We start from the raw sequence: 23,405 nt of genomic DNA, 5'->3' as shown, positions 1-23,405 counted from the left end.
AATGGGCCTGGTCAAAAACACTGGCACGATTGCTGGATTTACAATCGTCAGCCGGATATTCGGTTTTGTCCGTGATATGCTGCTGGCGAGAGTGCTTGGTGCGGGGCTCGCAGCCGATGCCTATCAGCTGGCGTTTACCCTGCCCAATACCTTTCGGCGGCTTTTTGCCGAGGGCGCTTTTTCGGTCGCCTTCGTACCCATGTACAGCCGCCGGCTTGCCGACGAAAATGGCGAAGCAAGAGCGAAAGAATTTGCCGATGACGTGTTATCGGTATTTATCTGGATATTGCTCGTCTTCTCTGCACTAGCAATGCTCGCCATGCCATTGATCGTTTACGGCCTGGCATCGGAATTCCAGTCACAACCGGGCAAGTTTGAACTGGCCGTTTTTCTGAGCCGGATGACTTTCCCTTATCTGTTTTTCATCAGTCTGGTCGCGATGTTGTCGGGCCTGCTAAACGCCCGTTCACATTTTGCGCCCGGTGCTATTGCCCCGGTGTTGTTCAACATCACGCTGATCAGCGCCATCCTGATCGGCTATTATGTTCGCGGCGATACCGAGAATGACGTGATTGTCGTTGAAATACTGAGCGCGGCCGTCGCTCTGTCGGGCCTCGTCCAACTGATCTATTTATGGTGGGCGGTTAAGCGCGCTGATGTGAAACTCGAGATCAGGCGTCCACGGCTGACACCCGAAATCAAGCGACTGGGCATGGTAATCCTGCCCGCGACATTCGGCGCCGGAATCTATCAGGTCAGCCAATTTGTAGACACGTTTTTTGCCACTTCCCTGCCGCAGGGGTCCTTGACCCTTCTGAAAATGGCCGACCGCCTGAACCAGATGCCGCTCGGCATTGTGGGCATTGCGCTCGGCACCGCCATTCTGCCGATGCTTTCGCGCCACATCCAGAATGACAATCAGGCTCTCGCGCAGCGCCTGCAGGCCGATGCGTTCGAGATGGCGACCTTGCTGACCTTGCCGGCTGCCGCTGCACTCGCTGTCTGCGCACCCGCCTTTACCAGCGCATTTTTCGTTGGCGGCAAGTTCACCGCGGCGGACGGCGCATTGATGTCCAACATCGTTGTCGCGCTGGTCGCCGGCCTGCCCGCCTATGTGATCATCAAAATTCTGGTACCGGGGTTTTTCGCCCGGTCCGATACAAAAACGCCGGTCTTTACGGCTCTGGCCGCACTGATTGTCAATATTGCGCTCAACATCTATGTCGTCATGTACGCAGGCTACGGTATCGTCGGACTGGCTGCGGCTACGGCGGCCTCGGCCACGCTGAACTGTATCCTGCTCTATACCATTCTCCACAGACGCGGATTTTTCCACTTCACCGCGGCACTGGCGTCCCGGATTGTCCGCCAGTTGATCGCAACCGCGGCAATGGTCGCTATCTTATGGGTTTTGATGGACTGGCTGACCCCATATTTTTCCGCCGATGTCTGGGCACGGATCTGGTCGCTGGCGGTGCTTGTGACCGCCGGTGGTGCCGTTTATGCTGTCGTCGGATTCATGGTCGGGGCGGTCGACAAGCAGAGAATCATCGCGCTGGTCAAGCGCAAGCCAATCCCGACGGAGGAGACTTAGACTATGTCGTCAAAAATGCGGACGGTATCGGGCATCCAGCCAACGGGCAATCTCCATCTCGGCAATTATCTGGGCGCAATCAAGAACTGGGTGAAGATGCAGGACGAGGGGGAGTGTCTGTTCTTTCTGGCTGACCTCCACGCCATCACCGTCCAGAATGACCCCGCCGAACTGGCCGCCAATTGCCGGGAAATGGTAGCGGCGCTCGTCGCCGCCGGAGTCGACCCCGTCAAATCGATTTTGTTCAATCAGGCACGCGTGCCCGCCCATCCCGAACTGGCGTGGTTGCTGATCTGCAACACGCCAATGGGCTGGCTCGACCGGATGACCCAGTTCAAGGAAAAATCGGGCAAGCACAAACAACGGGCCTCGCTCGGCCTTTATGGCTATCCGGTGCTCCAGGCGGCGGATGTTCTGGTCTATCAGGCTACGCACGTCCCGGTGGGCGAAGACCAGAAACAGCATCTCGAACTGGCTCGTGATATTGCGACAAAGTTCAACAACGATACCAAGACCGAAACCTTCACCCTGCCCGAACCATTTATCGGCAAGACCGCAGCACGGATCATGAGCCTGCGCGACGGCTCCGCGAAGATGAGCAAGTCCGATCCATCTGATCTCAGCCGGATCAACATGAGCGATGATGACGAGACCATTGCCCGGAAATTAAAGAAGGCAAAGACCGATCCCAAGCCATTGCCCGACAATATGGAGGCGCTCAATGATCGTCCGGAAGCACAAAACCTGATCGGCATCTACGCAGCTCTGGCCGATCAGCCTCAAGAGGCCGTGCTCGCCGAATATGCGGGCAGGGGCTTTGGCGACTTCAAACCCGCGCTCGCCGATCTGGCAGTCAGCAAATTGTCGCCAATCCGCCAGCGGTTCGAAGAATTGCGCAAGGATCAAACCGCGATTGACACAATTTTGCGCGACGGCGCGGAGAAAGCCTCGGCGATGGCACGGCCGACGGTAGAGGCCGCCTATGCTGCTCTCGGACTACTGCGAAACTAGGACGCTTCACAACCATGCCCGGTTGCAACCGACGCAATAGACTTGCCTGAATCCCCATTTTCGGTAAATGCTAGACCATGGATATTATCTCGATACGCGGCGGCAATCAGCTGTCTGGCACCATTCCCATTTCGGGAGCAAAGAATAGCGCACTGACCTTGCTGCCATGCGCCCTGCTGACCGATGAACCGGTCACTCTGCGCAATCTGCCGCGACTGGCCGATGTCGACAGTTTCGGCCATCTGCTCAACCAGCTGGGCGTTTCCACCACCATCGAGGGAGCAAGGCCGGAAGATTTTGGTCGGGTGATGACGCTCAAGGCCGGCAGGATCACATCGACCGAAGCGCCCTATGATATCGTCCGGAAAATGCGGGCGTCGATTTTGGTGCTGGGACCCCTTTTGGCCCGCGCCGGAGAATGCCGGGTATCGCTGCCCGGTGGCTGTGCGATCGGCAATCGCCCGATCGACCTTCATTTGAAGGCAATTGAAGCCCTCGGTGCCACCATCGAAACGACCAGCGGCTATGTGATCGCACGCATACCCGATGGCGGCTTGCCGGGTGGGGATTTCACTTTCCCGGTGGTTTCGGTTGGTGCCACGGAAAATGCGCTGATGGCAGCGGTATTGGCAAATGGCACCAGCATCCTCAGAAACGCTGCGCGCGAACCGGAAATTGTCGACCTGTGCAATATGCTGGTCGCGATGGGCGGCGAGATCGAGGGCATCGGTTCGTCGACACTCACCATTACCGGCGTCGATCGGCTGCACGGCTGTACCTACCGCGTCATGTCGGACCGAATCGAAGCGGGCAGCTATGCCTGCGCCGTTGGCATAACCGGGGGCGAGGTCGACCTGCTGGCCGCCAAGGCGGAAGAAATGGAAGCAACGCTGGACGCGCTCCGGCAAGCCGGCCTGTCCATCGAACCGCACGCCAAGGGCATCCGGGTGGCTTCCGATGGCAAGCTCAAACCGCTGACCCTGTCCACGGCCCCCTATCCAGGCCTGGCCACCGACATGCAGGCACAATTGATGGCGATGCTGTGTCTCGCCGATGGGGCTAGCGTTCTGACCGAAACGATTTTCGAAAACCGCTATATGCATGTGCCCGAACTCAACCGGATGGGTGCGGACATCGAAACCAAAGGTCGCACCGCCGTGGTGCGCGGAGTCAAGAAATTGACCGGCGCGCCCGTGATGGCAACCGATCTGCGCGCCTCGATGAGCCTCGCAATTGCCGGACTGGCTGCAGAAGGCGAGACCAGGCTGCAGCGTATCTATCATTTGGACCGTGGCTATGAACGGCTCGAAGAAAAGCTGGCAGCGGTCGGCGCGGATATCGAACGGATCAGCGGCGATTGAGCCACTCTCGCTAGCATTTATGGAAGCTTGTCGTCGCGGCGGTAGCCACAGCGAATAATAGGTGCGAAAAAAGCTGTCCGGAGCGGACCATCTCTAGCTACCGGACAAGGTGCAATGCGACATCCGGCACTGTCTTTTCTAAACTAGCTACCGTTGCTGGCAACAATATCGACAACCGTACCGCCGCCCGAGCGTTTGTTCAGGGTGATCACATAGGCACTATTTTTATTCGGTTTTGAGCCGCCCAGAACATGCTCGCTGCCCCGCAACAGATATTCGGCGTCATATCCGCCACGTTTTGCCTTGGTATAATAATAATCGACAATGCTCTTGATCGGCGTAGCGGTGGTAAAACTGACCACGCGAAGGTCGCATTGGCCAGCCGCTTCCTGCACATTCGCTTTTGGATAGACCGCAAATTCCGGCGGCATCCTGTTGGCCCAGCCCATATCGTAGGTCAGTTTTTCCTTGCAGGCGGGCTTGTTCTGGCGCGCCGTTTGCAGCTCGGCTTTATCCCCCAACGTCATGGTTTCATCGTCCGACGTCATCTGCCGGGGTTTTGGCGCAGTAAGCATTTTTCCACCAAGCGCGGCCTTTGCAGCGGCTCTTCCGTCTTCACCAGCCCCCGGGGGCACCGAGCCGTCTGCCGCACCATTGGCGCCGCGAATGGCATTGCGGTTGGCTTGCTCCGTAAGATTCGGGTCGACAAGGATCGCGTCTTCCAGAGCATCCTTCATCGCCGGGTCAGAAGTCAGATTGTCATCCAGCTTTGCCAGTTCTTCCTCATTGCCTTCGTTGCTGCCACAGGCTGCCAGCGTCAAGGGCAGCGCAAAAGCCGCGGCGGACAGCCCTAGCGAACGGGAAAAGTGAGACATGCGATTTGCTCCTGAATTTACCGGAATGCATGCACCAAAAAGCGTTAATATTTCGTTAGGGAAATGAGTTAATCTGGTTACAATTTGTTAACCTTTTGTCCCGTTCCGGGATTTCAACCGAAAGTATCCGGCCCGTCAATCTCACCAAAGCGGATCAGGCGGGAGGTCAGGACAGCAGCCTGGCGGTTGATCACGGCTTTCTGATATTCCGGATCCGTCACCATTTCCATGAACGCAGCGCTATTGGGATAACGGGCAATGAACGAGGAATCCCACTGCCTGTCTTCCGGCCCAATGACGGTGCATTCCATCTGTCCGCGCCAGAGAATCGTACCGCCAACCCGCTCAAAAATCGGGCCGCTTGTCTTTCCATATTCGGCATAAGCGCGTGCGCCGGTCCAGCCTTTGGCGGCGTTGGGGTGATCTGCAGGATATTGCGCATCACCGTGGAAACGTAGCAGATTGAGCATATTAATCGGCACATCGCGCGGCAGTGCCTTGAATGCGTCAAAGCTTTCACGTGTGGGATCAAGATAACGATCTTCGGCCATGGCCTGCTCTCCTACTGAAATTGTTTTCTATTCTCTTGCCACTGTTCGCGCGATTGTCCCCAGTCGTCAACCCATGCATCCTGATAGGGTGCGGGAAGCTTTGTCGGCCCGCGATTGGTCGAGCCAAGCCGCTCGGCCAGTTTAATCGACGCAAGATTGTCCGGATCAATCGTATGACAGATGTCACTCCAGCCGAGCCTATCGACCGCATAGTTCATGCTGGCTACCGCCGCTTCCAGTGCATAGCCTTTGCCAGCATAGTCCGGTGCCACGCCCCAGCCCACTTCCGTACCCGGCCAGCTGTCGGGATACCAGGGACCGATGCGGCCAATCCATTTGCCGCTATCTTTGAGGATCAGGGAGAACATTGCGTAGCCGCGAACCTGCCAGGCGCCGACCATGGCGCATAAGTCCCGCCAGCTTTCCGCGCGGCTTTTGACGCCGCCCAGATAAGTCATCGTGGCTTCATCCGCCTGAAATGCCGCCCATTCGTCGAAATCACTCCCATTAGGCGGGCGCAAAATCAAACGGTCGGTTTCAATGCGTAGCGAAGTCAAGTCTGTCATCATTGCTCTCCCTCTCTCCGACTTGCCATTTTGTGATTCATAAGACAATCGCTTGAAAAACTGGTGATATATGCATATAATACAGCTATGTTTAATCTGATCTCAATATTCATCGGCGTCATTGCGCTCATCCTGTCCTTCATCGGCTTGGTCCCCCTGCTCGGCTGGACCAACTGGCTGATCCTGCCGATTGCCGGCGTCGGTGCGCTGTTCGGGCTGATCTCGTCGCGCACCAGCGGCATGTATTTCTGTATGATTGTCATGGCTATCTGCGCCTTGAGGCTGTGGATCGGCGGCGGTATCATCTGACCCTGAAGCCGGGTTTCCCGGACCATAGGATTTCTTGATTGCCCGGCGCGAGCGCACAGCCTAATCGCTGGAGAATGTTCAGCGCACTATCCCCCAGTAGAATTGGCTTGATTCAGGCGCTAGTCGCGTGCGTCTTCTGGGGGCTGATGCCCGTCTATTTCAAGCTGCTGCAAAGCGTCGGCGCACTGGAAATTGTCGCCCATCGCATCATCTGGTCCGTGCCATTGCTGCTCATCATCCTCTATTTCCGGAAAAACCTCGCCAGTCTGGGCACCGCGCTTACGAACGGCAAGTTGCGCTTGGCCATGCTGGCCAGCGCTTCCCTCATCGCTGCCAACTGGCTGATCTATGTCTGGGCCGTGCACGAGGATCATATTCTCGCGGCCAGTCTGGGCTATTTTATCAGCCCGCTGCTCAGCGTCTTCATGGGCAGGGTTTTTCTGGGTGAGACGCTCTCCCGCAACAAGTGGATTGCCATTGCAATAGCAGCATTGGGCGTTTCGGTGCTGGCGGTTCAGGCACTCGACACGCTTTGGGTCAGCCTGGCGCTGGCGATTTCGTGGAGCAGCTACGGACTGGTCCGCAAGCTCGCTGACATTGGCCCGATAGTGGGGCTGACGGCAGAGACCGGCATCTTGTTTCTGCCTTTCACGCTGTTTCTGATCTGGCTGAGCTTCGGCATGCCACCCTCGTCATCGAGCCAGCATCTTGGCGATGACCGGACGATTGACCTGTTGCTGATTGGCGGTTCGATCGTCACCGCCATCCCGCTGGTGCTATTCGCCGCCGCGGTCAAGAAAATGACGCTCAGCGCGATCGGCCTGCTCAATTATCTCGCGCCGACGATCCAGTTTCTGGTTGGCGTGTTCGTCTACAATGAACCCCTGACGCCCTCCCACATGATTTGCTTCATACTGATATGGATCAGCCTCGCCCTCTTTTCGACCGATTCCTATCTGACGGGTAAAGCGGCCCGGAAAACCCAGTTGGCCTGACGGCTTTCGTCAGCATGTCGGCCAAGCTGACGCTGCGACTGGGCCCGGTTATCCAGTGCAAGCGGTGAGGAAACAGGATCGAAAAAAGCAACAAGCCGTCAAGACGGGACGATGGACCATTGCAGCCTGGATCCTGCATGGAAAGGAACCAGCTTGGTGCCGGAGCCATCAAGATGTTCGGGCACCGGTGAAACGCTCCGCGCCAGAGTGATCCGCTCGTCATTATACGGCAATCCATAAAAATCAGGTCCGTATAGCGAGGCAAAGCCCTCCAGCCGGTCGAGCGCGCCTTCCTCGTCGAACACTGCCGCATAGCTTTCCAGCGCATAGGGCGCGTTGAAAATCCCGGCACAGCCGCAGGCAGACTCCTTGGCGTGAATTTCATGCGGCGCGCTGTCGGTTCCCAGAAAATATTTCGGAGACCCGGACGTCGCCGCCTTGCGCAGCGCGAGCCGGTGCTGTTCCCGCTTTGCTACAGGCAGGCAATAGGCATGCGGACGAATACCCCCTACCAGCATCGCGTTGCGATTGATGTGGAGATGATGCGGCGTGATGGTGGCCCCGATATTGGGGCCGGTGCTGGCGACGAACTGGACGGCCTGATCGGTGGTGATATGCTCGAACACGATCTTCAGGTCCGGCAGCGCCCGGACAAGCCCGTCAAGCACCCGGTCGATAAACACTGCCTCGCGATCGAATATATCAATGTCGCCATCGGTCACCTCGCCATGCACCAGCAGCGGCATGCCGATTTCCTGCATCCGCTCCAGCACAGGCATGATTTTCGCCACATCGGTCACGCCATGCGCGCTGTTGGTCGTGGCATTGGCGGGATAGAGTTTCGCCGCGGTAAAAATACCATCTGCATGCCCCTTGGCGATATCATCGGCATCCGCATCATCGGTGAGATAGTAGGTCATCAGAGGCGTAAAATTTGAATCGGTCGGCAATGCAGCCATGATCCGTTTCCGATAAGCAGCCGCGGCGGCGGCACTGGTCACCGGTGGCGAAAGATTTGGCATGATGATCGCGCGTGCAAATTGCCGGGCAGTATAGGGGGCAACCGCCTCGAGCATTGTGCCATCGCGAAGGTGGACATGCCAGTCATCTGGGCGACGGATGGTAAGGGTGTCGATCATATAGCTCCGCGTCAGGCTTGGTTTTTCCTTCCGTACCCCCTACCTAAATGCCATGACCGAAACCAGACTTAATGACCGCGCCATCATTCGTCTTTCTGCGACCGAGGCCAGCGAGGACGTCCGGCAGTTCCTGCAGGGACTGGTTACCCAGGACATGATGGCAATCGCACCAGATGCTCCCCAATGGTCTGCGCTGCTCACCGCGCAGGGCAAAGCCTTGTTCGATTTTTTTCTTTGGGCAGATGGCAATGACATCCTGATCGACTGCGAAAAGGAACAGGTTGAAGCGCTGCTCAAACGGCTGAAACTTTATCGCTTGCGGCGAAAGATCGAGATTGCATCCGATGATTCGATTGGCGTTCACTGGGCACAGGCTGCCAATGACCGGCCGTTCGATCCCCGTCTGCCGGCTATAGGCCATCGCTGGCTGGGTGATCCCGACGCGGGTGGTAGCGCGGTCGAAGACTATCGGAAGCATCGCCTGTCCCTGGGTGTGACCGAGGGGATCGCCGAGCTAGGCAGCGACAAGACCCTGTGGCTCGAATGCAATGCAGCGGAACTCAATGGTGTGAGCTTCACCAAAGGCTGTTATGTCGGGCAGGAAAATACAGCCAGGATGAACTACCGGCAAAAGGTCAATCGGAGGATGGCTGTGGTCCCGATCGGCGAGGCTGACGAAAAACGTCAGCGCATCGCCTATCCCGCTTACGGGCTATCGGTAGAACATCGGCGTGTAAACGATCTTCACGGCCTGAAGCTGCCCGCATGGCTGGAAAAAGCGATCTAGCAGCGGCAATGGCCGTCGCTCCGATGAAGTGGCCGAGCAGAATCAGGCGGCGTCGCTCTCTTCAATCGCTTTCGGCTTGATCACCCGTTTCTTGCGCGCAGGCTTGGTTTCGACCTCGACAGCCGCTGATGTCGAAATTGCCGGCGGCAGGGCGCTAGCATCGAGGCTGTTGGTGTCACCATTTTTTTCTGCCGATTCGGTCCGACCATCCCCGTTTTCAGTCTTGCGGGGACGCCGGCTGCGAACGGGTTTTTTCTCTTCCACAGCATCATCCGCAACCTTCTCGCTGCGATCTTCGCGTTGCTGACGCTTCTGCTGCGGGCGACCGCGGCTGCTGTCGCCGTCATTATCGCTGCTGTCATCCTGACCCTGGCCGCGCTGATCGCCACGCGACTCTTCGCGGGCCATTCGCTGTTCTTCCCGGCGGGCCTGCGTGTCGGCGTTCACACGGAAATAATGGTCGGCAAATTGATGATAATATTCCGCCTGGACACGGTCACCATTGACCTGTGCGTCCTGTGCCATTTTCTTGTATTTATCGAGCATTTGAGCGGCATTGCCCCGCGCGCGATTATCAATCCGATTGTCGCGATCCATTCCACCACCGCGGTTGCCCTGATTGCGGTTATTATTATTGGTGTTCCGACCGCGCCCACGGCGGCCAGGCTGACGATTGTTCATCAAATTTCGGGTATCCTTATACCTTAATAAACTTGCTCTTCCTCAAGTCATAGCCACACTTTGGCGGCGGTTGCGCCGCAAACAACCTGTCCACGGCGGCCCATACAAGACAAATTAGCGCCGAAAACCAGCAACATTATCGAGTTGGGGGCAGGCCAGTGATTTTGGGAAAAAGCCAGAAATCGTCTGGGCCTGAACAAGTCTTAGCGACTCGCTCGGTCAAAACCAAGCCCTTTTTAACGATGGAGGATCAGCAAACGATCATTGCTGCCCAAATCCTGTTTTAATTCAATATGATAACCACTTTTTCTGGCTATTTGGGAAACCGATTTTGCCTGGTCAAAGCCGATCTCAAGCAACGCTATCCCGTTCGGCGCAAGCAATTTTGTCAGCGCCGGAATGATGATTTCATAATCATCCAGCCCGTCTTCTCCCGCGAACAGGGCTTGATGGGGTTCATAATCGGCTACATCCTTGGCCAATCGCGCACGGGTCGCAACATAGGGCGGGTTGGCAAGGATCAGATCGAAGCCGGGTTCGAGAATATTTGTCCACTCAGGCTGCGTCCAGTCGAGCAACAGGAAACCGGCGCGATCGGCCAGTCCAAGTGCATCGGCATTATTATGAGCAATCTGCAAGGCAGTAGCGCTGGCATCAATCCCCCAGCCTTCGGCATCTGGAAATTCATGCAAAGCCGCGAGCAGAAGCGCACCGCTGCCGGTACCCAGGTCGAGTATCCGCTGCGGTGAACCGGACGCGGATACGCGGATGGCTTCCTCGATCAGCAGCTCGCTGTCGGGACGGGGGATCAGAACATCAGGCGTCACCAGAAAATCGAGGCCCCAGAATTCTTTCTTGCCGACAATATGGGCAATGGGCTCGGATTGTCGCCGCCGCTCGACGAGCGCGGCAAATTCAGCCGGAACTGCCAAGTCCGGCAGTTTGAGCAGCAAGTCCGATCGCTCGATCTGCAAGGCATGGGCCATCAGCAATTCCGCATCGAGACGGGGACTGTCTGATATCCCGGACAGCGCCTGCGCTGCCTCGCGCAACGCAGCAGCAGCGGCGTCAGCCATCCAGATTGGCCAGCCGGCTGGCTTCATCCTCGGCGATCAGCGCGTCGATCAGTTCGCCGAGCGCACCGCCCTCGACGATTTCCGGCAGCTTGTGCAGCGTCAGGTTGATCCGGTGGTCGGTCACCCGGCCCTGTGGATAATTATAGGTGCGGATGCGCTCGCTGCGATCGCCGCTGCCGACCATAGACTTGCGCGCTTCGGCTTCCTCGCTCTGCACCGCATCGCGTTCCTGCTCATAGAGCCGCGCCGCCAGCACCTTCATCGCCTGCGCCTTGTTCTTGTGCTGCGACTTGCCGTCCTGGCATTGTACCACCAGCCCGGTTGGCAAGTGGGTGATCCGGATCGCGCTGTCGGTCTTGTTGACATGCTGGCCGCCCGCGCCGCTCGCCCGGTAGGTGTCGATGCGCAGATCCTCGTTGCGGATCTGGACGTCGACTTCCTCCGGCTCGGGCAGAATCGCCACGGTTGCCGCAGAGGTATGGATCCGTCCGCCGCTCTCCGTTTCCGGCACGCGCTGGACCCGGTGGACGCCCGATTCAAATTTCAGCTTGGCGAACACGCCCTTGCCCTGGATATTGGCAACGACTTCCTTGAACCCGCCGACTTCCGAGGCATTGGCGGAGATCATCTCGACCTTCCAGCCCTGCAGCTCGGCATAGCGGGTGTACATGCGGAAAAGGTCGCCCGCAAAAAGCGCGGCCTCGTCGCCACCAGTGCCAGCGCGGATTTCCAGCATCGCGGGGCGATCATCGGCGCTGTCCTTGGGCAACAATTGCAGCGCCAGCGCGTGTTCCGCCTTTTCCAGCGCCTTCTTGACGCCATCCACCTCGTCGGCAGCCATCGCCTTCATTTCGGCATCGTCACCGGCGAGCATTTCGGCCAGACCTTCCCGCTCGTCACGCAGACTTTTGACCCGCGCAGCCGCTTCGGCTACCGGCTCGATCTCGGCATATTCCTTGGACACTTCGACAAATTTGTCGCCGTCGAGATTGCCGGACGCCATCATCGCCTGCAGCTCGGCAAAGCGCGCCTCGATTTGCGCCAGTCTCTGGGGGGTGATGGTGGTCATGCTGTCAGAGCCTGTACCAACCCGCTCAAGACAATCTCTCGCTGATCGCCCGTTTCCAGATTTTTAACCGCAGCCACGCCGTTGGTCAGTTCATTTTCGCCTATGATGACGACATGCGCGGCTCTCGCCGCATTGGCCTTTTGCATCCGTTTTTTCATATTGCCCTTATAGGCCATTTCGCAGCTGACGCCCGCGCGACGCAAGTCGCCCATCAGCTTCATCGCTGCGGCTTCACAGCCCTCGCCCAGCGGAATGAATATAGCGTCAGGGCCCCTTGTTGCCGGGTGCTCCAGTAACATGCCCAGCCGCTCGATCCCAGCAGCCCAGCCGACAGCCGGCGTCACCGGCCCGCCTAGCGCCTCGATCAAACCGTCATAGCGCCCGCCCGCCAGCACCGTGCCCTGCGCACCCAGCCGGTCGGTGACAAATTCAAAGGCCGTGTGGCGATAATAGTCCAGCCCGCGCACCAGCCGGCTGTTGCGCGTCCACGCGACGCCGCAGGCATCGAGCCCTTCGGTGACCTGAGCGAAAAATTCCTTCGCCTCGCTCGACAGATAGGCGTCGATATCCGGCGCGCTGTCGGCGATCGGGCGGTCCTGCCGTTCCTTGCTGTCGAGAATCCTGAGCGGATTGCGTTCCAGCCGGTCCTGGCTGTCTTCAGACAATTCCTTGCGGTGCGCCTGAAAATGTTCGACCAGAGCATCGCGCCAGGCGTCGCGGCTTTCGGCATCGCCCAAGGTGTTCAGCTGCAGCGTCACGCCGTCCGCAATGCCAAGTTCGTTCAAAAGCTGGTCCGCAAAGCAAAGCAGTTCGACATCCGCTGCCGCCTCCCCTGCACCGATAATCTCGGCATCAAGCTGGTGAAACTGCCGGTAGCGCCCCTTCTGCGGCCGCTCATATCTGAACAGCGGCCCATGCGCGGACAGCTTCAACGGTACATGCTGCTGCCAGCCATTGGTGAGAAACGCCCGCGAAATCCCGGCGGTAAATTCCGGGCGCAAGGTCAGGCTGTCGCCACCGCGATCCTCAAAACTATACATTTCCTTGGAGACCACGTCGGTCGTCTCGCCGAGCGAGCGGGCAAAGACCGCTGTCGGTTCAAAGACCGGCATTTCGACACCTTTGAACCCATAGAGTCGCCGCACGCGCTCGAACGTCTCGACGACATGGCTGAACCGCTCCTGGTCCTCGCCAAATATATCCTGCGTGCCGCGCACCGGCTGGGGTGTTTGTATCTTTGCCATGCGGAGCGCTTTAGCCAGAGAAACGACAAAGCGGAAGTGGCTTATTTCCACCAAGGCTCTGGACGAAAGTCGCAAAAACCTTCATCTGGACGCGTTCGGCATCATAGGGATTTTCTGAATATGCGTCTGGTTGGCATTTTGGGTCTGGTTGCGGCCCTCTCCATTTCTTCAACAGCGGCAGCGATGCCGGACCGCCTTAGCAAACCGGACTATGTCGCGCCGCAGGAAACCATCCCGGCGCCGCGGGATATTGCCTATCCCGGCACCATGAGTTTGGAGGTCGATGCCCGCGATCACGATCAGGGCATATTCCGCGTCACACAGACGATACCGGTGGCCAAAGCCGGACGCTTGACCCTTCTCTATCCCGAATGGCTGCCCGGCAATCATGCCCCGCGTGGCGAGATCGAAAAAATCACGGGGCTGAAATTCACCGCAAATGGACAAGAACTTGCCTGGGTGCGTGATGATGTCGATGTCTATGCGTTTCACCTGACCGTGCCGGAAGGCGTTTCCCAGATCACAGTGAAATTCGAATTTGTCTCGGCGACCACCGCCGGCCAGGGACGCATCGTCATGGCACCATCGATGCTCAATCTGCGCTGGCATCAGGTTTCGCTGTATCCGGCGGGCTATTTCGTGCGCCAGATTCCGGTCCAGGCGACCGCCATCTATCCCGAAGGCTGGCAAGCCGCGAGTGCGTTGCGCCAAAAATCACAGGCTGGCGGCAAAATTGTTTATGAAAAAACCGACTATGACACATTGGTCGACAGCCCGGTTTTTGCCGGACAATATTTCGAGACGGTACAGCTGACCAGCCGTGCGCATCTCAATATCGTCTCCGACGACGCGAAATATTTACGACCCGAAAAGGGGCATATCGCGCCACATATAAAGCTGGTCAAGGAAGCGGAAGCGCTTTTCGGCAGCCACCCCTATGACCGCTATGATTTTCTGCTCGCGCTGACCGACGAAATGGGCGGCATCGGGCTGGAACATCATCGCTCATCCGAAAATGGAGTGAACCGCGAATATTTCACCGGCTGGGATGACGGACCCGGTCGCCGCAATCTGCTGCCGCACGAGCTCACCCATGCCTGGAACGGCAAATATCGCCGCCCGCAAGGCATGTGGACACCCGATTTCCGGCAACCGATGCGCGACAATTTACTATGGGTCTATGAAGGGCAGACGCAATTCTGGGGCTATGTGCTGGGCGCACGATCGGGACTTTATTCGAAACAGGACACGCTCGATGCCCTCGCCGCCATCGCAGCGGACATGGACCAGCGGGTCGGACGGGAATGGCGGCCATTGATTGACACAGCCCATGATCCGATAATCGCGGCGCGCCGCCCCAAACCCTGGACCAGCTGGCAGCGAGCCGAGGATTATTACAACGAAGGCCTGCTGATCTGGCTCGAAGCCGACCAGATCATCCGCCGCGAATCAAACGGCAGAAAATCACTCGAAGACTTCGCTCGGGCTTTTTTCCGCGGCGACAATGGTGACTGGGGCGTGGTCACTTATGAAAAAGAGGATGTGATCGAGGCACTCGGCAAGGTCCAGCCTTATGACTGGGACGGGTTCATCGAAGAGCGGGTTTACCGCACCGGCACCGAAGCGCCCAAGGCAGGCCTTGTCCTAGGCGGCTACCAGCTCGTCTATGTCGATAGGCCGAGCGCGTATATTCTCGCCAATGACGAACGCCGCAAACAGCTGGACCTGAGCCACAGCATTGGCCTGATCATGGGCAGCAAAGGGATGATAAAATCGGTGGTCTGGGACAGCCCGGCATTCAAGGCCGGCCTGAAATCCGGCCTCACTATATCGGCGGTCAACGGCAAGGCCTATAGCGACGAGGCGCTCAAACAGGCAATCGAGGAAAATCGCGGGGCCGAAGGCCCCATCGATATTTTTGCGAAAAATGGCGAAGCCTATCATAATTTTATGGTCGACCATTCCGGCGGCCTGCGCTATCCGGCGCTCGAAAAAATCACCGGAGAGGGTGTTGCACAAGAAGCCGGCATAGACCGGCTGCTTCAGTCGAAAACCACATAAGGACCACCTTTTCCCATGGATATTAGCAAAATCGCGATTGGCGACAATCCACCCGAAAGCCTGAACGTCATCATCGAAGTGCCGGTCGGCGGCGAACCGGTAAAATATGAATTTGACAAGGAATCCGGTGCATTGTTCGTCGACCGCATCCTGCACACACCGATGCGTTATCCGGCCAATTACGGCTTCATCCCGCACACATTGTCGCCCGATGGAGACCCGCTCGATGCCTTGGTCGTCGCACGGTCCCCGTTCATGCCGGGCTGCGTTGTGCGCTGCCGCCCCATCGCGGTTCTCAATCTCGAAGACGAACATGGCGGCGATGAAAAGCTGCTCTGCGTACCGATCGACGCGACATTTCCTTATTATCGCAAGATCGACCAGGGCAATGATCTCCCCGAAATCGTGATGCAGCAGATCGAGCATTTCTTCACCCACTATAAAGATCTCGAACCCGAAAAATGGGTGCGGGTTGGCAAATGGGGAGACGCCGACGAAGCCCGGCGCGTTACGCTGGAAGCGATCGAACTGGCGCAACGGCAATGATCAGGCGGATGGCGGTTTTGGGGCTGGGCCTCACCGCCGCCCTCGCCGCTTGCGCAACGCCCGAAACCCGTGTCCGCAACGGCCTGATGAGCATCGGCCTGTCCAAACCGGTCTCTTACTGCATGGCGGGACGGATGGTGGATCGACTGTCGCTCGGTCAGCTTAACAAGCTCAATAGCCTCGGCAAGCTCAGAAAACGCAAACCCGGCGATGTGACGTTCAACCAGTTTGTCAAGGAAACCCGGTCGCTCCAGGATCCCGAAATCATCGGTGTCGTCACATCATCGGGTGTCATCTGCGCCGTGCAATAACGCCGCCCACTATTGAACGAATGCCGCCAGAAAAGTCGCGACGACCGGACTATTGTGAATTTCAGCGCGGATCAGGGAATTGTCCCACCATAGCCGGTCGTTGTTCGCCAGAAGGATGAGGGTCAGTTTCTGGTCGGGAATTTTCAGATAGATTGCGGAATAGCGGTCCGGATCCCAGCCGGAATGCCAGTATAGCCGGTGCGCGTGCCAATCCTGGACAAACCAGCCCCACCGATAATCGCCAACCGGCGGCAGAGCATCGTCACTGAAAACGCGTTTCATCCAGTCTGCAGGTAGCAGCTTGCCCGCATCCAGCGCGATATCAAACTGGGCTAGATGCCGCGCACTGGCCTTGATTCCGGCCGCAGCGCGGAAATCATCATCCGAAAAGCTGTTTTTCTCCAGCCGGCCCTCTGCATTGATGGCAAATGGTGGTGCCAACAAGCGCAAAGCCGATCCCCCGTCAGGGTCATGCCATCCGAGCGCTACATTTTCCATCCCTGCAGGCTTCAGCACATTGTCACGGACAATGGCGCGCAACGGTCTTTTGCCCGCACCTTCGATTGCCCGGTCGATGCGGGCATATGTCATCGGATTATAAACAAAGCGCGCGCCTGGCTTTCCGTTGACCCGCATGTTCAATATGTCGGACAGGGTTAATTTCCTGGCGCAGTCGACGGGCGCAATCCGGGTTCCGTCATCAGCCAGTCCGCCGCCGCCGAAGACAATGGATGAGGCGGAAAACCAGTCACAAAATCCGGCCCAGCCCGGATCGTTGGACAGCGGCAGGTCAAGCGACACCCGGTTGTCCGATGCTTCCTTCAAAATCGCGGTGGCGGCAATGGGCTTGGTCACGGATGCGATGCTGAACGTAGTGTCCATCGTCGTGGCCATTTCGCCTTCGTCATCCGATGTTCCGAGCGCGAGTTCCCACACAATTTTACCATCTTTGACGATTACCGCCGTGAGCGCCCGGATTTGATTCGCTTTCCGGAAATCGTCGAGATACAGGCCAAATTCATCATGACTCTCTACGGAGGAGCGTTCCCGGGCCTTTGCCCGGTCGGGTGCGAAGCCTGTGAGACAACCGAGCAGCGCCACAATCAGGACTGCTTTTTTCATCGCCATAGCGTAATTCCTTCCAATTCTGGTAATGCGCCAACTGCCGATAGTTTCGTTCGAAACCGATAGTTGACCTGCCAACCCGGACAACCGACAATTATCGTGAATCAGGGTGGAAATCACCCACCATCTGTGCTTAAGCCGCACGCAAGACTCGCATCTTCTGCGAGACCATTTTTCCGCTTGATGAAAGGCTTTATCTCTTTCCATGAACATCCATGAATATCAGGGCAAGGAACTGCTTGCCAAACACGGCATCGCCGTTCCTGCCGGCTATGCCGCGCTCACCGTTGACGAAGCGGTCGCCGCTGCCGAGAAACTCCCCGGACCGCTTTATGTGGTCAAGGCGCAAATCCACGCAGGCGGGCGCGGCAAGGGCAAGTTCAAGGAACTCGGAGCCGATGCCAAAGGCGGCGTGCGGCTGGCGAAATCGATCGACGAAGTCCGCGCCAATGCGGAAGAAATGCTCGGCAATACACTCGTCACCATTCAGACCGGCGATGCTGGCAAGCAGGTCAACCGGCTCTATGTCACCGACGGCGTTGATATCGAAAAGGAATTTTATCTCTCGATACTGGTCGACCGGGCCAGTGGCCGCGTCGCTATGGTGGTTTCCACCGAAGGCGGCATGGACATCGAGGAAGTCGCCCATTCGACTCCCGAAAAAATCCGTACCATTACGATCGATCCGGCCCAGGGCTTCATGCCGCACCACGGCCGCGCCATCGCCTTCGCGCTGCAGCTGAAAGGCGACCTCAACAAGCAGGCACAGAAACTGGGCAAGAAACTCTATGACGCGTTCCTGGCGATGGATTGCGAAATGGTCGAGATCAACCCGCTGGTGGTCACCGAGGACCAGCAGCTGATTGTCCTCGACACCAAGATGAGCTTCGATGGCAACGCGCTGATGCGCCACCCCGACCTTGCCGCGCTGCGTGACGAGACCGAGGAAGACCCGGCGGAAGTCGAGGCCAGCAAATCCGACCTCGCCTATATCAAGCTCGACGGCAATATCGGCTGCATGGTCAATGGGGCCGGCCTGGCCATGGCGACGATGGACATCATCAAGCTGAACGGTGCTTTTCCCGCCAATTTCCTCGATGTAGGCGGCGGCGCAACCAAGGAAAAAGTTACCGCAGCGTTCAAGATCATCCTCGCCGATCCCGCAGTGGAAGGCATTCTCGTCAACATCTTCGGCGGCATCATGAAATGCGACATCATCGCAGAGGGCATTGTTGCCGCGGCCAAGGAAGTGGACCTGTCGGTGCCTCTGGTCGTTCGCCTCGAGGGAACCAATGTCGAGAAAGGCAAGGAAATTCTTGCCAATAGCGGCCTGCCGATCGTGTCGGCCGATGATCTGGGCGATGCCGCGAAGAAGATTGTCGCGCAGGTAAAGCAAGCCGCCTGAACCAAATTGCCGCTCCTCCCCCGGGGGAGCGGATAGCCGTCACTTGGAAATGCTGCACCGCAGCGCGACTATTTGACGTTTACGTGAACGTAAGCTAATGAGCTTGAGAATTTAGGAAAAGGAAACAGCAATGAAAATCCTGGTGCCCGTAAAACGGGTCATTGATTATAATGTGAAACCGCGGGTCAAGTCCGACGGCAGCGGCGTCGATCTCGCCAATGTCAAAATGTCGATGAACCCGTTTGACGAGATCTCCGTCGAAGAAGCCATTCGCCTGAAAGAGGCCGGCAAGGCGGAAGAAATCATCGCCGTTTCGGTTGGCCCGCAAAAGGCGCAGGAAACATTGCGTACCGCGCTTGCCATGGGCGCAGACCGCGCGATCCTGGTGGTCACCGACGAGGAAGTCGAACCTTTGGGCGTTGCCAAAATTCTGGCCAAAATCGTCGAGGAAGAAGCACCCCAGCTGGTCATCACCGGCAAGCAGGCGATTGACGATGATTCGAACCAGACCGGCCAGATGCTCGCAGCGCTGCTCGGCTGGGGCCAGGGCACGTTCGCCAATACGGTGGACCTCGGCGCCGACAGCATCGAAGTGAAACGCGAAATCGACGGCGGCCTGCAGACGGTCAAGCTGAACCTGCCCGCCGTGGTCACCACCGACCTGCGCCTTAACGAACCGCGCTATGCGTCGCTGCCGAACATCATGAAGGCGAAGAAAAAGCCGATGGATGAAAAAACGCCCGCCGATTATGGCGTCGACATTGCCCCGCGTCTCACCACCATCACGGTCACCGAACCTCCTGTTCGCCAGGCCGGTGAAAAGGTCGAAGACGTCGATGCGCTGGTCGCCAAACTCAAAGCTGTGGGAGCCATATAATGAAAACTCTCGTACTCGTAGAACATGATAACACCACCATGAAAGACGCGACGCTGGCTGTTGTCACCGCCGCGTCGCAACTGGGCGAAGTTCACGCTCTGGTACTCGGCTCCGGCTGTGCCAGCGTCGGCGAACAGGCAGCCAAGGTCGCCGGTGTCAGCACCGTCCACGTCGCCGACGATGCCTCGCTCGCCAACCAGCTGGCGGAAAATGCCGCGCCGCTGATCGCCAGCCTGATGGAAACGCATGACGCGTTCCTCGCGCCCGCAACCACCACCGGCAAGAATATCGCCCCGCGCGTCGCCGCCCTGCTCGACGTCATGCAGATCAGCGACATTCTCTCGGTCGAAAGCGAAGACACGTTCACCCGGCCAATCTATGCCGGCAACGCGATTGCCACGGTCAAATCCTCCGATGCCAAGAAGGTCATCACCGTTCGCGGTACGGCTTTTGACAAGGCTGCGGCCGAAGGCGGCTCCGGTACGGTCGAAGCCGTTGGCGGCGCCAGCGACGCTGGCCTGTCCAGCTTCGTCAGCGAAGAAATTGCTAAGTCCGAACGCCCCGAACTGACCAGCGCCAAGATCATCGTCTCCGGCGGTCGCGCTCTCGGTTCGAGCGAAAAATTCGAGGAAGTCATCACGCCACTGGCAGACAAGCTCGGCGCCGGCATCGGTGCTTCGCGCGCTGCGGTCGACGCGGGCTATGTCCCGAACGACTATCAGGTCGGCCAGACCGGCAAGATCGTCGCTCCGGAAGTCTATATCGCCATCGGCATCTCCGGCGCGATCCAGCATCTCGCCGGCATGAAGGACAGCAAGACCATCGTCGCGATCAACAAGGACGAAGACGCGCCGATTTTCCAGATCGCCGATATCGGGCTTGTGGCTGATCTTTTTGATGCGGTTCCGGAGTTGACCGGGAAGCTGTAAACATTGTCACCCCGGACCGGATCCGGGGCCCAGAGAGACCAGTAACACGGGTAATCTAACTAGGCTCAGGATGCTGAATCTAGTTCAGCATGGCGATTAAAAAACCCCAGCTTATCTCTGCCGATAGGCTGGGGTTTTTCGTTGCCGCGTTTAGCGGCGTTTTTGACCCTTGGTTTCATCTTGTCCAAGCGCAGTAGCAGCAAGTGATTTTACTTGCGCCTGCGTTGGCTTGATACGACCAGCGAGTACGCCAGACGCCAAAGAAGAAACTTTCGGAGAGGTTTGTTTTGTGGGCTTCTTAGCCATGATAAAACTCCATTGTTTTGACAGTTTGTAAATATGATACTACTAATGGAGCCGTGGAAGCGGGGCCTAAACCCCGCCTACACGGCTTAGTGTCTGAAGGCGGTTTGCCACATGGGATACTCCTTTCTCTAAGCGTTTTCGACTTGCTGTCGCCGACCAAAGCAGTCAGCAAGTCATTGAAAGTATTGAAGGCGGTTGGTTTCTGATCAACCGCCTTTTTCAGCTCGCTTCTGAATCTCTAATGCAAATTGTTTTCCAGCACGAAGGCCGGGAGCAGTTAGTTTGAGGGTATAACTTCGTGAAGAACCGCTACGGACTACTTTGCTTCCAAGTCCCTTAACATGATAAGAAAAATTTCCGGGATCATAACATGCATGGTATTCACATACAGCCCGCAGTTCATCGTCAGTAGTGTCAGCTCTTCCCATAAGGTGAAGGCCATAGAGTTGTAGTAGCATCACATTCCGAGCAGTATTTGCAATCGTATTTTCTTCAACATTCGCGATGATTTTAAAACCATCTGAAGTCTCTGCGTATACTTCATCATATTCTGCAAATAAATCATTCGATGATGGTAGCATCAGCAACTTTTCCTGATCTCCATTAACCGGCTCGTCTAGATTTTTATCTGGCAACGTCGCAAAATCCATTTTTGCCACCAAATCAGCTAGATTCAGATTTTCGATCAGGCTTTCGACAAAAGCTTCTCGCCCTTCAATACGAAGTTCGTTCTTGCTCAAAAAAAACTTTGTACGATCACTGCTTGCGGTGTCGTTCTCCAAAGCTGACATTTTTTATTCCCTCTTCTCAATTTGTCTTTGCGCATCATTAGCCGCGCGCCATCAGGCCGTCAAGCGAAGAGGTGATATTTCTTAGGTATAGTCATCTTTATCTATGTTTCACGTGAAACACATAGATTTTGATCTTTTTTATCGTTGTATTTCATATATTTAATGATGTTTTTAAGGAACTCGTTATTTTTTGACGCATTCCCTTCGCTTATATCATTCACATAAGCACGCGCCGATTTGGGCGCCTACGCGCTTTTTTTGCGCTTGATGAAATGCTCACAGTAGCGGATGATCAATTTCAATTACAGTGCTGGAAAAATCAAATCATACGCCGAATTGAGCCGTTTATGGCTCAATTCGGCGATCTCAGAGGGGATGCATGGCTGGGTGATGGAATGCGCCATTAGATGCCATCCTACGAATACCGTCTAACACGCTATCACCGATCGTACCCTCTATGGGCACCCATCCTTGTTTCGATAATTTTTACGTCTAGTCGCGTGGTTTGCGTATCTAGGCGGCTAGGATTTTCGATCGCCCCCACCTCAAAAGGCGCCCTCGCTCCGGCCATATCATCAACCAACGGCGGCATCTAACCCGGCGCGTCCTTGATCGGATAGACCAAATGCGTGCGCTGTACAGCAACGCTAAACTGTCGTCCTCCTAGCGCTGGAACAATTGCGGCAACGTAATTCTTTGCTTCTGCACGGACTCGTGGAACTAAACCGTAAAACTCTCTCCACACCCGCAAGCGCCCTTGGCATTGGGATTCTCGAACACGAACCCGGCGGTGAAATCATCTTCCACCCAGTCCATCGTACTGCCGATCAGATAGAGCACCGATCCGCCGTCGACGTAGAACACACCGCCGGGGGTGATGATTTTTTCGTCGAGCGCGACTTCCTCGGTGACATAATCGACCGAGTAAGCGAGGCCCGAGCAGCCGCGGCGCGGGGTGGAGAGCTTGACGCCGATTGCGTCGGCGGGCGCCTTGGCCATCAGGTCGGCAATGCGCTGTTCCGCGGCGGGCGTCAGGTTGATCGCTGCGGGTATTTCGCGTGTCTTGGTTTTCGTGTCGGTCATATTCTTGCTCCAAAACCGTTAGTGGTGAGCCTGTCGAACCACGTTTCTCGACGATAGGCGTCCTTCGACAAGCTCAGGACTAACGGATTAAATTCTTTCCTTCGCTCACAACATCCCCAGTTCAAGCTTCGCCTCGTCGCTCATCTTCTGCGGGTCCCAGGGCGGATCCCAGATGAGATTGACCTCGGCATGGCCGACACCGGGGACGCTGCCGACCTGCAGTTCGATCTCGCCGGGCATGGATTCGGCAACCGGGCAATGCGGCGTGGTCAGCGTCATCGTCACGATCGCGTGATTATCCGGCGTGATCTCGACGCCGTAGATCAGGCCGAGGTCATAGATATTCACCGGAATTTCCGGATCAAAAATCGATTTCAGCGTATCGATCACCGCTTCATAGATATCGCCGCCCGCTTCGCCGGCCGCAGCCTCGGTCGGCTTCTGCGCCAGAAAGCCTTCGAGATAGTCCTTCTTGCGATTGAGCTTGGCCGCATCGCTTTCCGCTTCATAGGGCGAAGGTGCGATGACGGGTGCCGCTTTGCCGTTCGTGTCGAGCTTAGTCGATACACTTTGCCCGCTGTCATCCGGTCTCTCGACTTCGCTCGAGACGAACGGACTGTCGTCCACCGCATCCTCGACCTTCGCCAGCTTCGGCTTCTCGACCGATTCGACTTCCTCGACCAATATCTTGCGTTCTTCGTTCATATCGTCAC

General features: G+C 57.0%; 25 protein-coding genes. 12 read left to right on the top strand and 13 right to left on the bottom strand.

Features of this window, described 5'->3' with window-relative positions; translation table 11 throughout:
- Position 1: 1 nt before the first annotated feature.
- The 3 genes from murJ (at position 2) to murA (ending at position 3,966) form a co-directional block, all read left to right on the top strand.
- Positions 2-1,594 (top strand): murein biosynthesis integral membrane protein MurJ, encoded by a 1,593-nt coding sequence (gene murJ / locus ACN0WX_RS03750; protein ID WP_417620929.1) that lies wholly within the window; start codon positions 2-4, stop codon positions 1,592-1,594.
- Between the two features lie 15 nt (positions 1,595-1,609).
- Positions 1,610-2,605, top strand: coding sequence for a tryptophan--tRNA ligase (gene trpS, locus ACN0WX_RS03745; RefSeq protein WP_417621200.1), 996 nt, complete (start codon positions 1,610-1,612; stop codon positions 2,603-2,605).
- Positions 2,606-2,682: 77 nt separating this feature from the next.
- Complete coding sequence (gene murA, locus ACN0WX_RS03740) at positions 2,683-3,966, top strand: UDP-N-acetylglucosamine 1-carboxyvinyltransferase (RefSeq protein WP_417620928.1); 1,284 nt, start codon at positions 2,683-2,685, stop codon at positions 3,964-3,966.
- 143 nt (positions 3,967-4,109) lie between these two features.
- On the opposite strand, the gene ACN0WX_RS03735 is transcribed toward murA, so the two are convergent.
- From ACN0WX_RS03735 to ACN0WX_RS03725, 3 genes are all read right to left on the bottom strand, one after another.
- The gene (locus ACN0WX_RS03735; protein WP_417620927.1) at positions 4,110-4,841 is read right to left on the bottom strand and encodes a hypothetical protein; all 732 of its coding nucleotides are present in this window, start codon (positions 4,839-4,841) and stop codon (positions 4,110-4,112) included.
- A gap of 113 nt (positions 4,842-4,954) precedes the next feature.
- Positions 4,955-5,392 (bottom strand): DUF1330 domain-containing protein, encoded by a 438-nt coding sequence (locus ACN0WX_RS03730; protein ID WP_417620926.1) that lies wholly within the window; start codon positions 5,390-5,392, stop codon positions 4,955-4,957.
- A gap of 11 nt (positions 5,393-5,403) precedes the next feature.
- A complete protein-coding gene (locus tag ACN0WX_RS03725) occupies positions 5,404-5,961 on the bottom strand; it encodes a GNAT family N-acetyltransferase (protein ID WP_417620925.1) in 558 nt (185 codons plus the stop codon).
- 84 nt (positions 5,962-6,045) lie between these two features.
- Between ACN0WX_RS03725 and ACN0WX_RS03720 the strand changes: the two genes are divergently transcribed.
- Both ACN0WX_RS03720 and rarD read left to right on the top strand, forming a co-directional pair.
- Positions 6,046-6,267, top strand: a complete 222-nt coding sequence (locus ACN0WX_RS03720) for a hypothetical protein (protein ID WP_417620924.1) — start codon at positions 6,046-6,048, stop codon at positions 6,265-6,267.
- Positions 6,268-6,374: 107 nt separating this feature from the next.
- A complete protein-coding gene (gene rarD / locus ACN0WX_RS03715; protein WP_417620923.1) occupies positions 6,375-7,262 on the top strand; it encodes an EamA family transporter RarD in 888 nt (295 codons plus the stop codon).
- Positions 7,263-7,360: 98 nt separating this feature from the next.
- Here the strand turns inward: rarD and pyrC are convergent, their stop codons facing one another.
- Complete coding sequence (gene pyrC, locus ACN0WX_RS03710) at positions 7,361-8,401, bottom strand: dihydroorotase (RefSeq protein ID WP_417620922.1); 1,041 nt, start codon at positions 8,399-8,401, stop codon at positions 7,361-7,363.
- A 52-nt stretch (positions 8,402-8,453) separates the two neighbouring features.
- Between pyrC and ACN0WX_RS03705 the strand changes: the two genes are divergently transcribed.
- Positions 8,454-9,188, top strand: coding sequence for a YgfZ/GcvT domain-containing protein (locus ACN0WX_RS03705; protein ID WP_417620921.1), 735 nt, complete (start codon positions 8,454-8,456; stop codon positions 9,186-9,188).
- A gap of 42 nt (positions 9,189-9,230) precedes the next feature.
- Here ACN0WX_RS03705 and ACN0WX_RS03700 read toward each other — a convergent pair whose 3' ends face one another.
- From ACN0WX_RS03700 to hisS, 4 genes are all read right to left on the bottom strand, one after another.
- A complete protein-coding gene (locus ACN0WX_RS03700) occupies positions 9,231-9,872 on the bottom strand; it encodes a DUF4167 domain-containing protein (RefSeq protein ID WP_417620920.1) in 642 nt (213 codons plus the stop codon).
- Between the two features lie 233 nt (positions 9,873-10,105).
- On the bottom strand, positions 10,106-10,945 hold the full coding sequence (prmC, locus tag ACN0WX_RS03695) for a peptide chain release factor N(5)-glutamine methyltransferase (protein ID WP_417620919.1): 840 nt from the start codon (positions 10,943-10,945) through the stop codon (positions 10,106-10,108).
- The gene (prfA, locus tag ACN0WX_RS03690; protein WP_417620918.1) at positions 10,938-12,014 is read right to left on the bottom strand and encodes a peptide chain release factor 1; all 1,077 of its coding nucleotides are present in this window, start codon (positions 12,012-12,014) and stop codon (positions 10,938-10,940) included. Before prfA ends, prmC begins: the two co-directional genes overlap by 8 nt.
- A complete protein-coding gene (gene hisS / locus ACN0WX_RS03685; RefSeq protein ID WP_417620917.1) occupies positions 12,011-13,258 on the bottom strand; it encodes a histidine--tRNA ligase in 1,248 nt (415 codons plus the stop codon). The genes prfA and hisS overlap by 4 nt, the downstream gene beginning before the upstream one ends.
- A 120-nt stretch (positions 13,259-13,378) precedes the next feature.
- On the opposite strand from hisS, the gene ACN0WX_RS03680 reads away from it, so the two are divergent.
- Genes ACN0WX_RS03680 through ACN0WX_RS03670 form a run of 3 tightly spaced genes read left to right on the top strand, consistent with a single transcriptional unit; the run spans position 13,379 to position 16,176 of the window.
- Complete coding sequence (locus ACN0WX_RS03680) at positions 13,379-15,319, top strand: M61 family metallopeptidase (RefSeq protein WP_417620916.1); 1,941 nt, start codon at positions 13,379-13,381, stop codon at positions 15,317-15,319.
- A 15-nt stretch (positions 15,320-15,334) separates the two neighbouring features.
- Complete coding sequence (gene ppa / locus ACN0WX_RS03675; protein WP_417620915.1) at positions 15,335-15,865, top strand: inorganic diphosphatase; 531 nt, start codon at positions 15,335-15,337, stop codon at positions 15,863-15,865.
- An 8-nt stretch (positions 15,866-15,873) separates the two neighbouring features.
- Positions 15,874-16,176, top strand: coding sequence for a hypothetical protein (locus tag ACN0WX_RS03670; protein ID WP_417620914.1), 303 nt, complete (start codon positions 15,874-15,876; stop codon positions 16,174-16,176).
- Positions 16,177-16,185: 9 nt separating this feature from the next.
- Here the strand turns inward: ACN0WX_RS03670 and ACN0WX_RS03665 are convergent, their stop codons facing one another.
- On the bottom strand, positions 16,186-17,304 hold the full coding sequence (locus ACN0WX_RS03665; RefSeq protein WP_417620913.1) for a serine hydrolase domain-containing protein: 1,119 nt from the start codon (positions 17,302-17,304) through the stop codon (positions 16,186-16,188).
- Between the two features lie 202 nt (positions 17,305-17,506).
- Between ACN0WX_RS03665 and sucC the strand changes: the two genes are divergently transcribed.
- The 3 genes from sucC to ACN0WX_RS03650 all read left to right on the top strand — a co-directional run bounded on the left by sucC (position 17,507) and on the right by ACN0WX_RS03650 (position 20,512).
- Positions 17,507-18,706, top strand: a complete 1,200-nt coding sequence (gene sucC / locus ACN0WX_RS03660) for an ADP-forming succinate--CoA ligase subunit beta (protein WP_417620912.1) — start codon at positions 17,507-17,509, stop codon at positions 18,704-18,706.
- A 130-nt stretch (positions 18,707-18,836) separates the two neighbouring features.
- Positions 18,837-19,583, top strand: coding sequence for an electron transfer flavoprotein subunit beta/FixA family protein (locus ACN0WX_RS03655; protein WP_417620911.1), 747 nt, complete (start codon positions 18,837-18,839; stop codon positions 19,581-19,583).
- Complete coding sequence (locus ACN0WX_RS03650; protein WP_417620910.1) at positions 19,583-20,512, top strand: electron transfer flavoprotein subunit alpha/FixB family protein; 930 nt, start codon at positions 19,583-19,585, stop codon at positions 20,510-20,512. Before ACN0WX_RS03655 ends, ACN0WX_RS03650 begins: the two co-directional genes overlap by 1 nt.
- A gap of 150 nt (positions 20,513-20,662) precedes the next feature.
- On the opposite strand, the gene ACN0WX_RS03645 is transcribed toward ACN0WX_RS03650, so the two are convergent.
- The 4 genes from ACN0WX_RS03645 to ACN0WX_RS03630 form a co-directional block, all read right to left on the bottom strand.
- Positions 20,663-20,818: a hypothetical protein gene (locus ACN0WX_RS03645; protein WP_417620909.1), complete on the bottom strand. Its 156-nt coding sequence runs from the start codon at positions 20,816-20,818 to the stop codon at positions 20,663-20,665.
- Positions 20,819-21,024: 206 nt separating this feature from the next.
- The gene (locus tag ACN0WX_RS03640) at positions 21,025-21,609 is read right to left on the bottom strand and encodes a hypothetical protein (protein WP_417620908.1); all 585 of its coding nucleotides are present in this window, start codon (positions 21,607-21,609) and stop codon (positions 21,025-21,027) included.
- A 720-nt stretch (positions 21,610-22,329) separates the two neighbouring features.
- Positions 22,330-22,692, bottom strand: coding sequence for a HesB/IscA family protein (locus tag ACN0WX_RS03635; RefSeq protein WP_417620907.1), 363 nt, complete (start codon positions 22,690-22,692; stop codon positions 22,330-22,332).
- 105 nt (positions 22,693-22,797) lie between these two features.
- The gene (locus ACN0WX_RS03630) at positions 22,798-23,397 is read right to left on the bottom strand and encodes an SUF system Fe-S cluster assembly protein (RefSeq protein ID WP_417620906.1); all 600 of its coding nucleotides are present in this window, start codon (positions 23,395-23,397) and stop codon (positions 22,798-22,800) included.
- Positions 23,398-23,405 lie beyond the last annotated feature (8 nt).

Origin of the sequence: Parasphingorhabdus sp. (genome assembly GCF_048269915.1) — a bacterium.
Lineage (GTDB): Bacteria > Pseudomonadota > Alphaproteobacteria > Sphingomonadales > Sphingomonadaceae > Parasphingorhabdus.
The sequence above is the reverse complement of the archived record's forward strand: the minus strand, read 5'-3'. Positions and strand labels throughout refer to the sequence as shown.

What these genes read in the sequence shown, in the direction of transcription:
- ACN0WX_RS03645 (WP_417620909.1), bottom strand. Translation starts at nt 20,818, where the DNA reads ATGGCTAAGAAGCCCACAAAACAAACCTCTCCGAAAGTTTCTTCTTTG.
- prmC (WP_417620919.1), bottom strand. Translation starts at nt 10,945, where the DNA reads ATGGCTGACGCCGCTGCTGCTGCGTTGCGCGAGGCAGCGCAGGCGCTG.
- ACN0WX_RS03725 (WP_417620925.1), bottom strand. Translation starts at nt 5,961, where the DNA reads ATGATGACAGACTTGACTTCGCTACGCATTGAAACCGACCGTTTGATT.
- pyrC (WP_417620922.1), bottom strand. Translation starts at nt 8,401, where the DNA reads ATGATCGACACCCTTACCATCCGTCGCCCAGATGACTGGCATGTCCAC.
- ACN0WX_RS03640 (WP_417620908.1), bottom strand. Translation starts at nt 21,609, where the DNA reads ATGTCAGCTTTGGAGAACGACACCGCAAGCAGTGATCGTACAAAGTTT.
- hisS (WP_417620917.1), bottom strand. Translation starts at nt 13,258, where the DNA reads ATGGCAAAGATACAAACACCCCAGCCGGTGCGCGGCACGCAGGATATA.
- ACN0WX_RS03680 (WP_417620916.1), top strand. Translation starts at nt 13,379, where the DNA reads ATGCGTCTGGTTGGCATTTTGGGTCTGGTTGCGGCCCTCTCCATTTCT.
- ACN0WX_RS03630 (WP_417620906.1), bottom strand. Translation starts at nt 23,397, where the DNA reads ATGAACGAAGAACGCAAGATATTGGTCGAGGAAGTCGAATCGGTCGAG.
- ACN0WX_RS03730 (WP_417620926.1), bottom strand. Translation starts at nt 5,392, where the DNA reads ATGGCCGAAGATCGTTATCTTGATCCCACACGTGAAAGCTTTGACGCA.
- ACN0WX_RS03705 (WP_417620921.1), top strand. Translation starts at nt 8,454, where the DNA reads ATGACCGAAACCAGACTTAATGACCGCGCCATCATTCGTCTTTCTGCG.
- trpS (WP_417621200.1), top strand. Translation starts at nt 1,610, where the DNA reads ATGCGGACGGTATCGGGCATCCAGCCAACGGGCAATCTCCATCTCGGC.
- ACN0WX_RS03635 (WP_417620907.1), bottom strand. Translation starts at nt 22,692, where the DNA reads ATGACCGACACGAAAACCAAGACACGCGAAATACCCGCAGCGATCAAC.
- ACN0WX_RS03665 (WP_417620913.1), bottom strand. Translation starts at nt 17,304, where the DNA reads ATGGCGATGAAAAAAGCAGTCCTGATTGTGGCGCTGCTCGGTTGTCTC.
- sucC (WP_417620912.1), top strand. Translation starts at nt 17,507, where the DNA reads ATGAACATCCATGAATATCAGGGCAAGGAACTGCTTGCCAAACACGGC.
- ACN0WX_RS03655 (WP_417620911.1), top strand. Translation starts at nt 18,837, where the DNA reads ATGAAAATCCTGGTGCCCGTAAAACGGGTCATTGATTATAATGTGAAA.
- ppa (WP_417620915.1), top strand. Translation starts at nt 15,335, where the DNA reads ATGGATATTAGCAAAATCGCGATTGGCGACAATCCACCCGAAAGCCTG.
- murA (WP_417620928.1), top strand. Translation starts at nt 2,683, where the DNA reads ATGGATATTATCTCGATACGCGGCGGCAATCAGCTGTCTGGCACCATT.
- prfA (WP_417620918.1), bottom strand. Translation starts at nt 12,014, where the DNA reads ATGACCACCATCACCCCCCAGAGACTGGCGCAAATCGAGGCGCGCTTT.
- ACN0WX_RS03650 (WP_417620910.1), top strand. Translation starts at nt 19,583, where the DNA reads ATGAAAACTCTCGTACTCGTAGAACATGATAACACCACCATGAAAGAC.
- ACN0WX_RS03670 (WP_417620914.1), top strand. Translation starts at nt 15,874, where the DNA reads ATGGCGGTTTTGGGGCTGGGCCTCACCGCCGCCCTCGCCGCTTGCGCA.
- ACN0WX_RS03735 (WP_417620927.1), bottom strand. Translation starts at nt 4,841, where the DNA reads ATGTCTCACTTTTCCCGTTCGCTAGGGCTGTCCGCCGCGGCTTTTGCG.
- murJ (WP_417620929.1), top strand. Translation starts at nt 2, where the DNA reads ATGGGCCTGGTCAAAAACACTGGCACGATTGCTGGATTTACAATCGTC.
- ACN0WX_RS03720 (WP_417620924.1), top strand. Translation starts at nt 6,046, where the DNA reads ATGTTTAATCTGATCTCAATATTCATCGGCGTCATTGCGCTCATCCTG.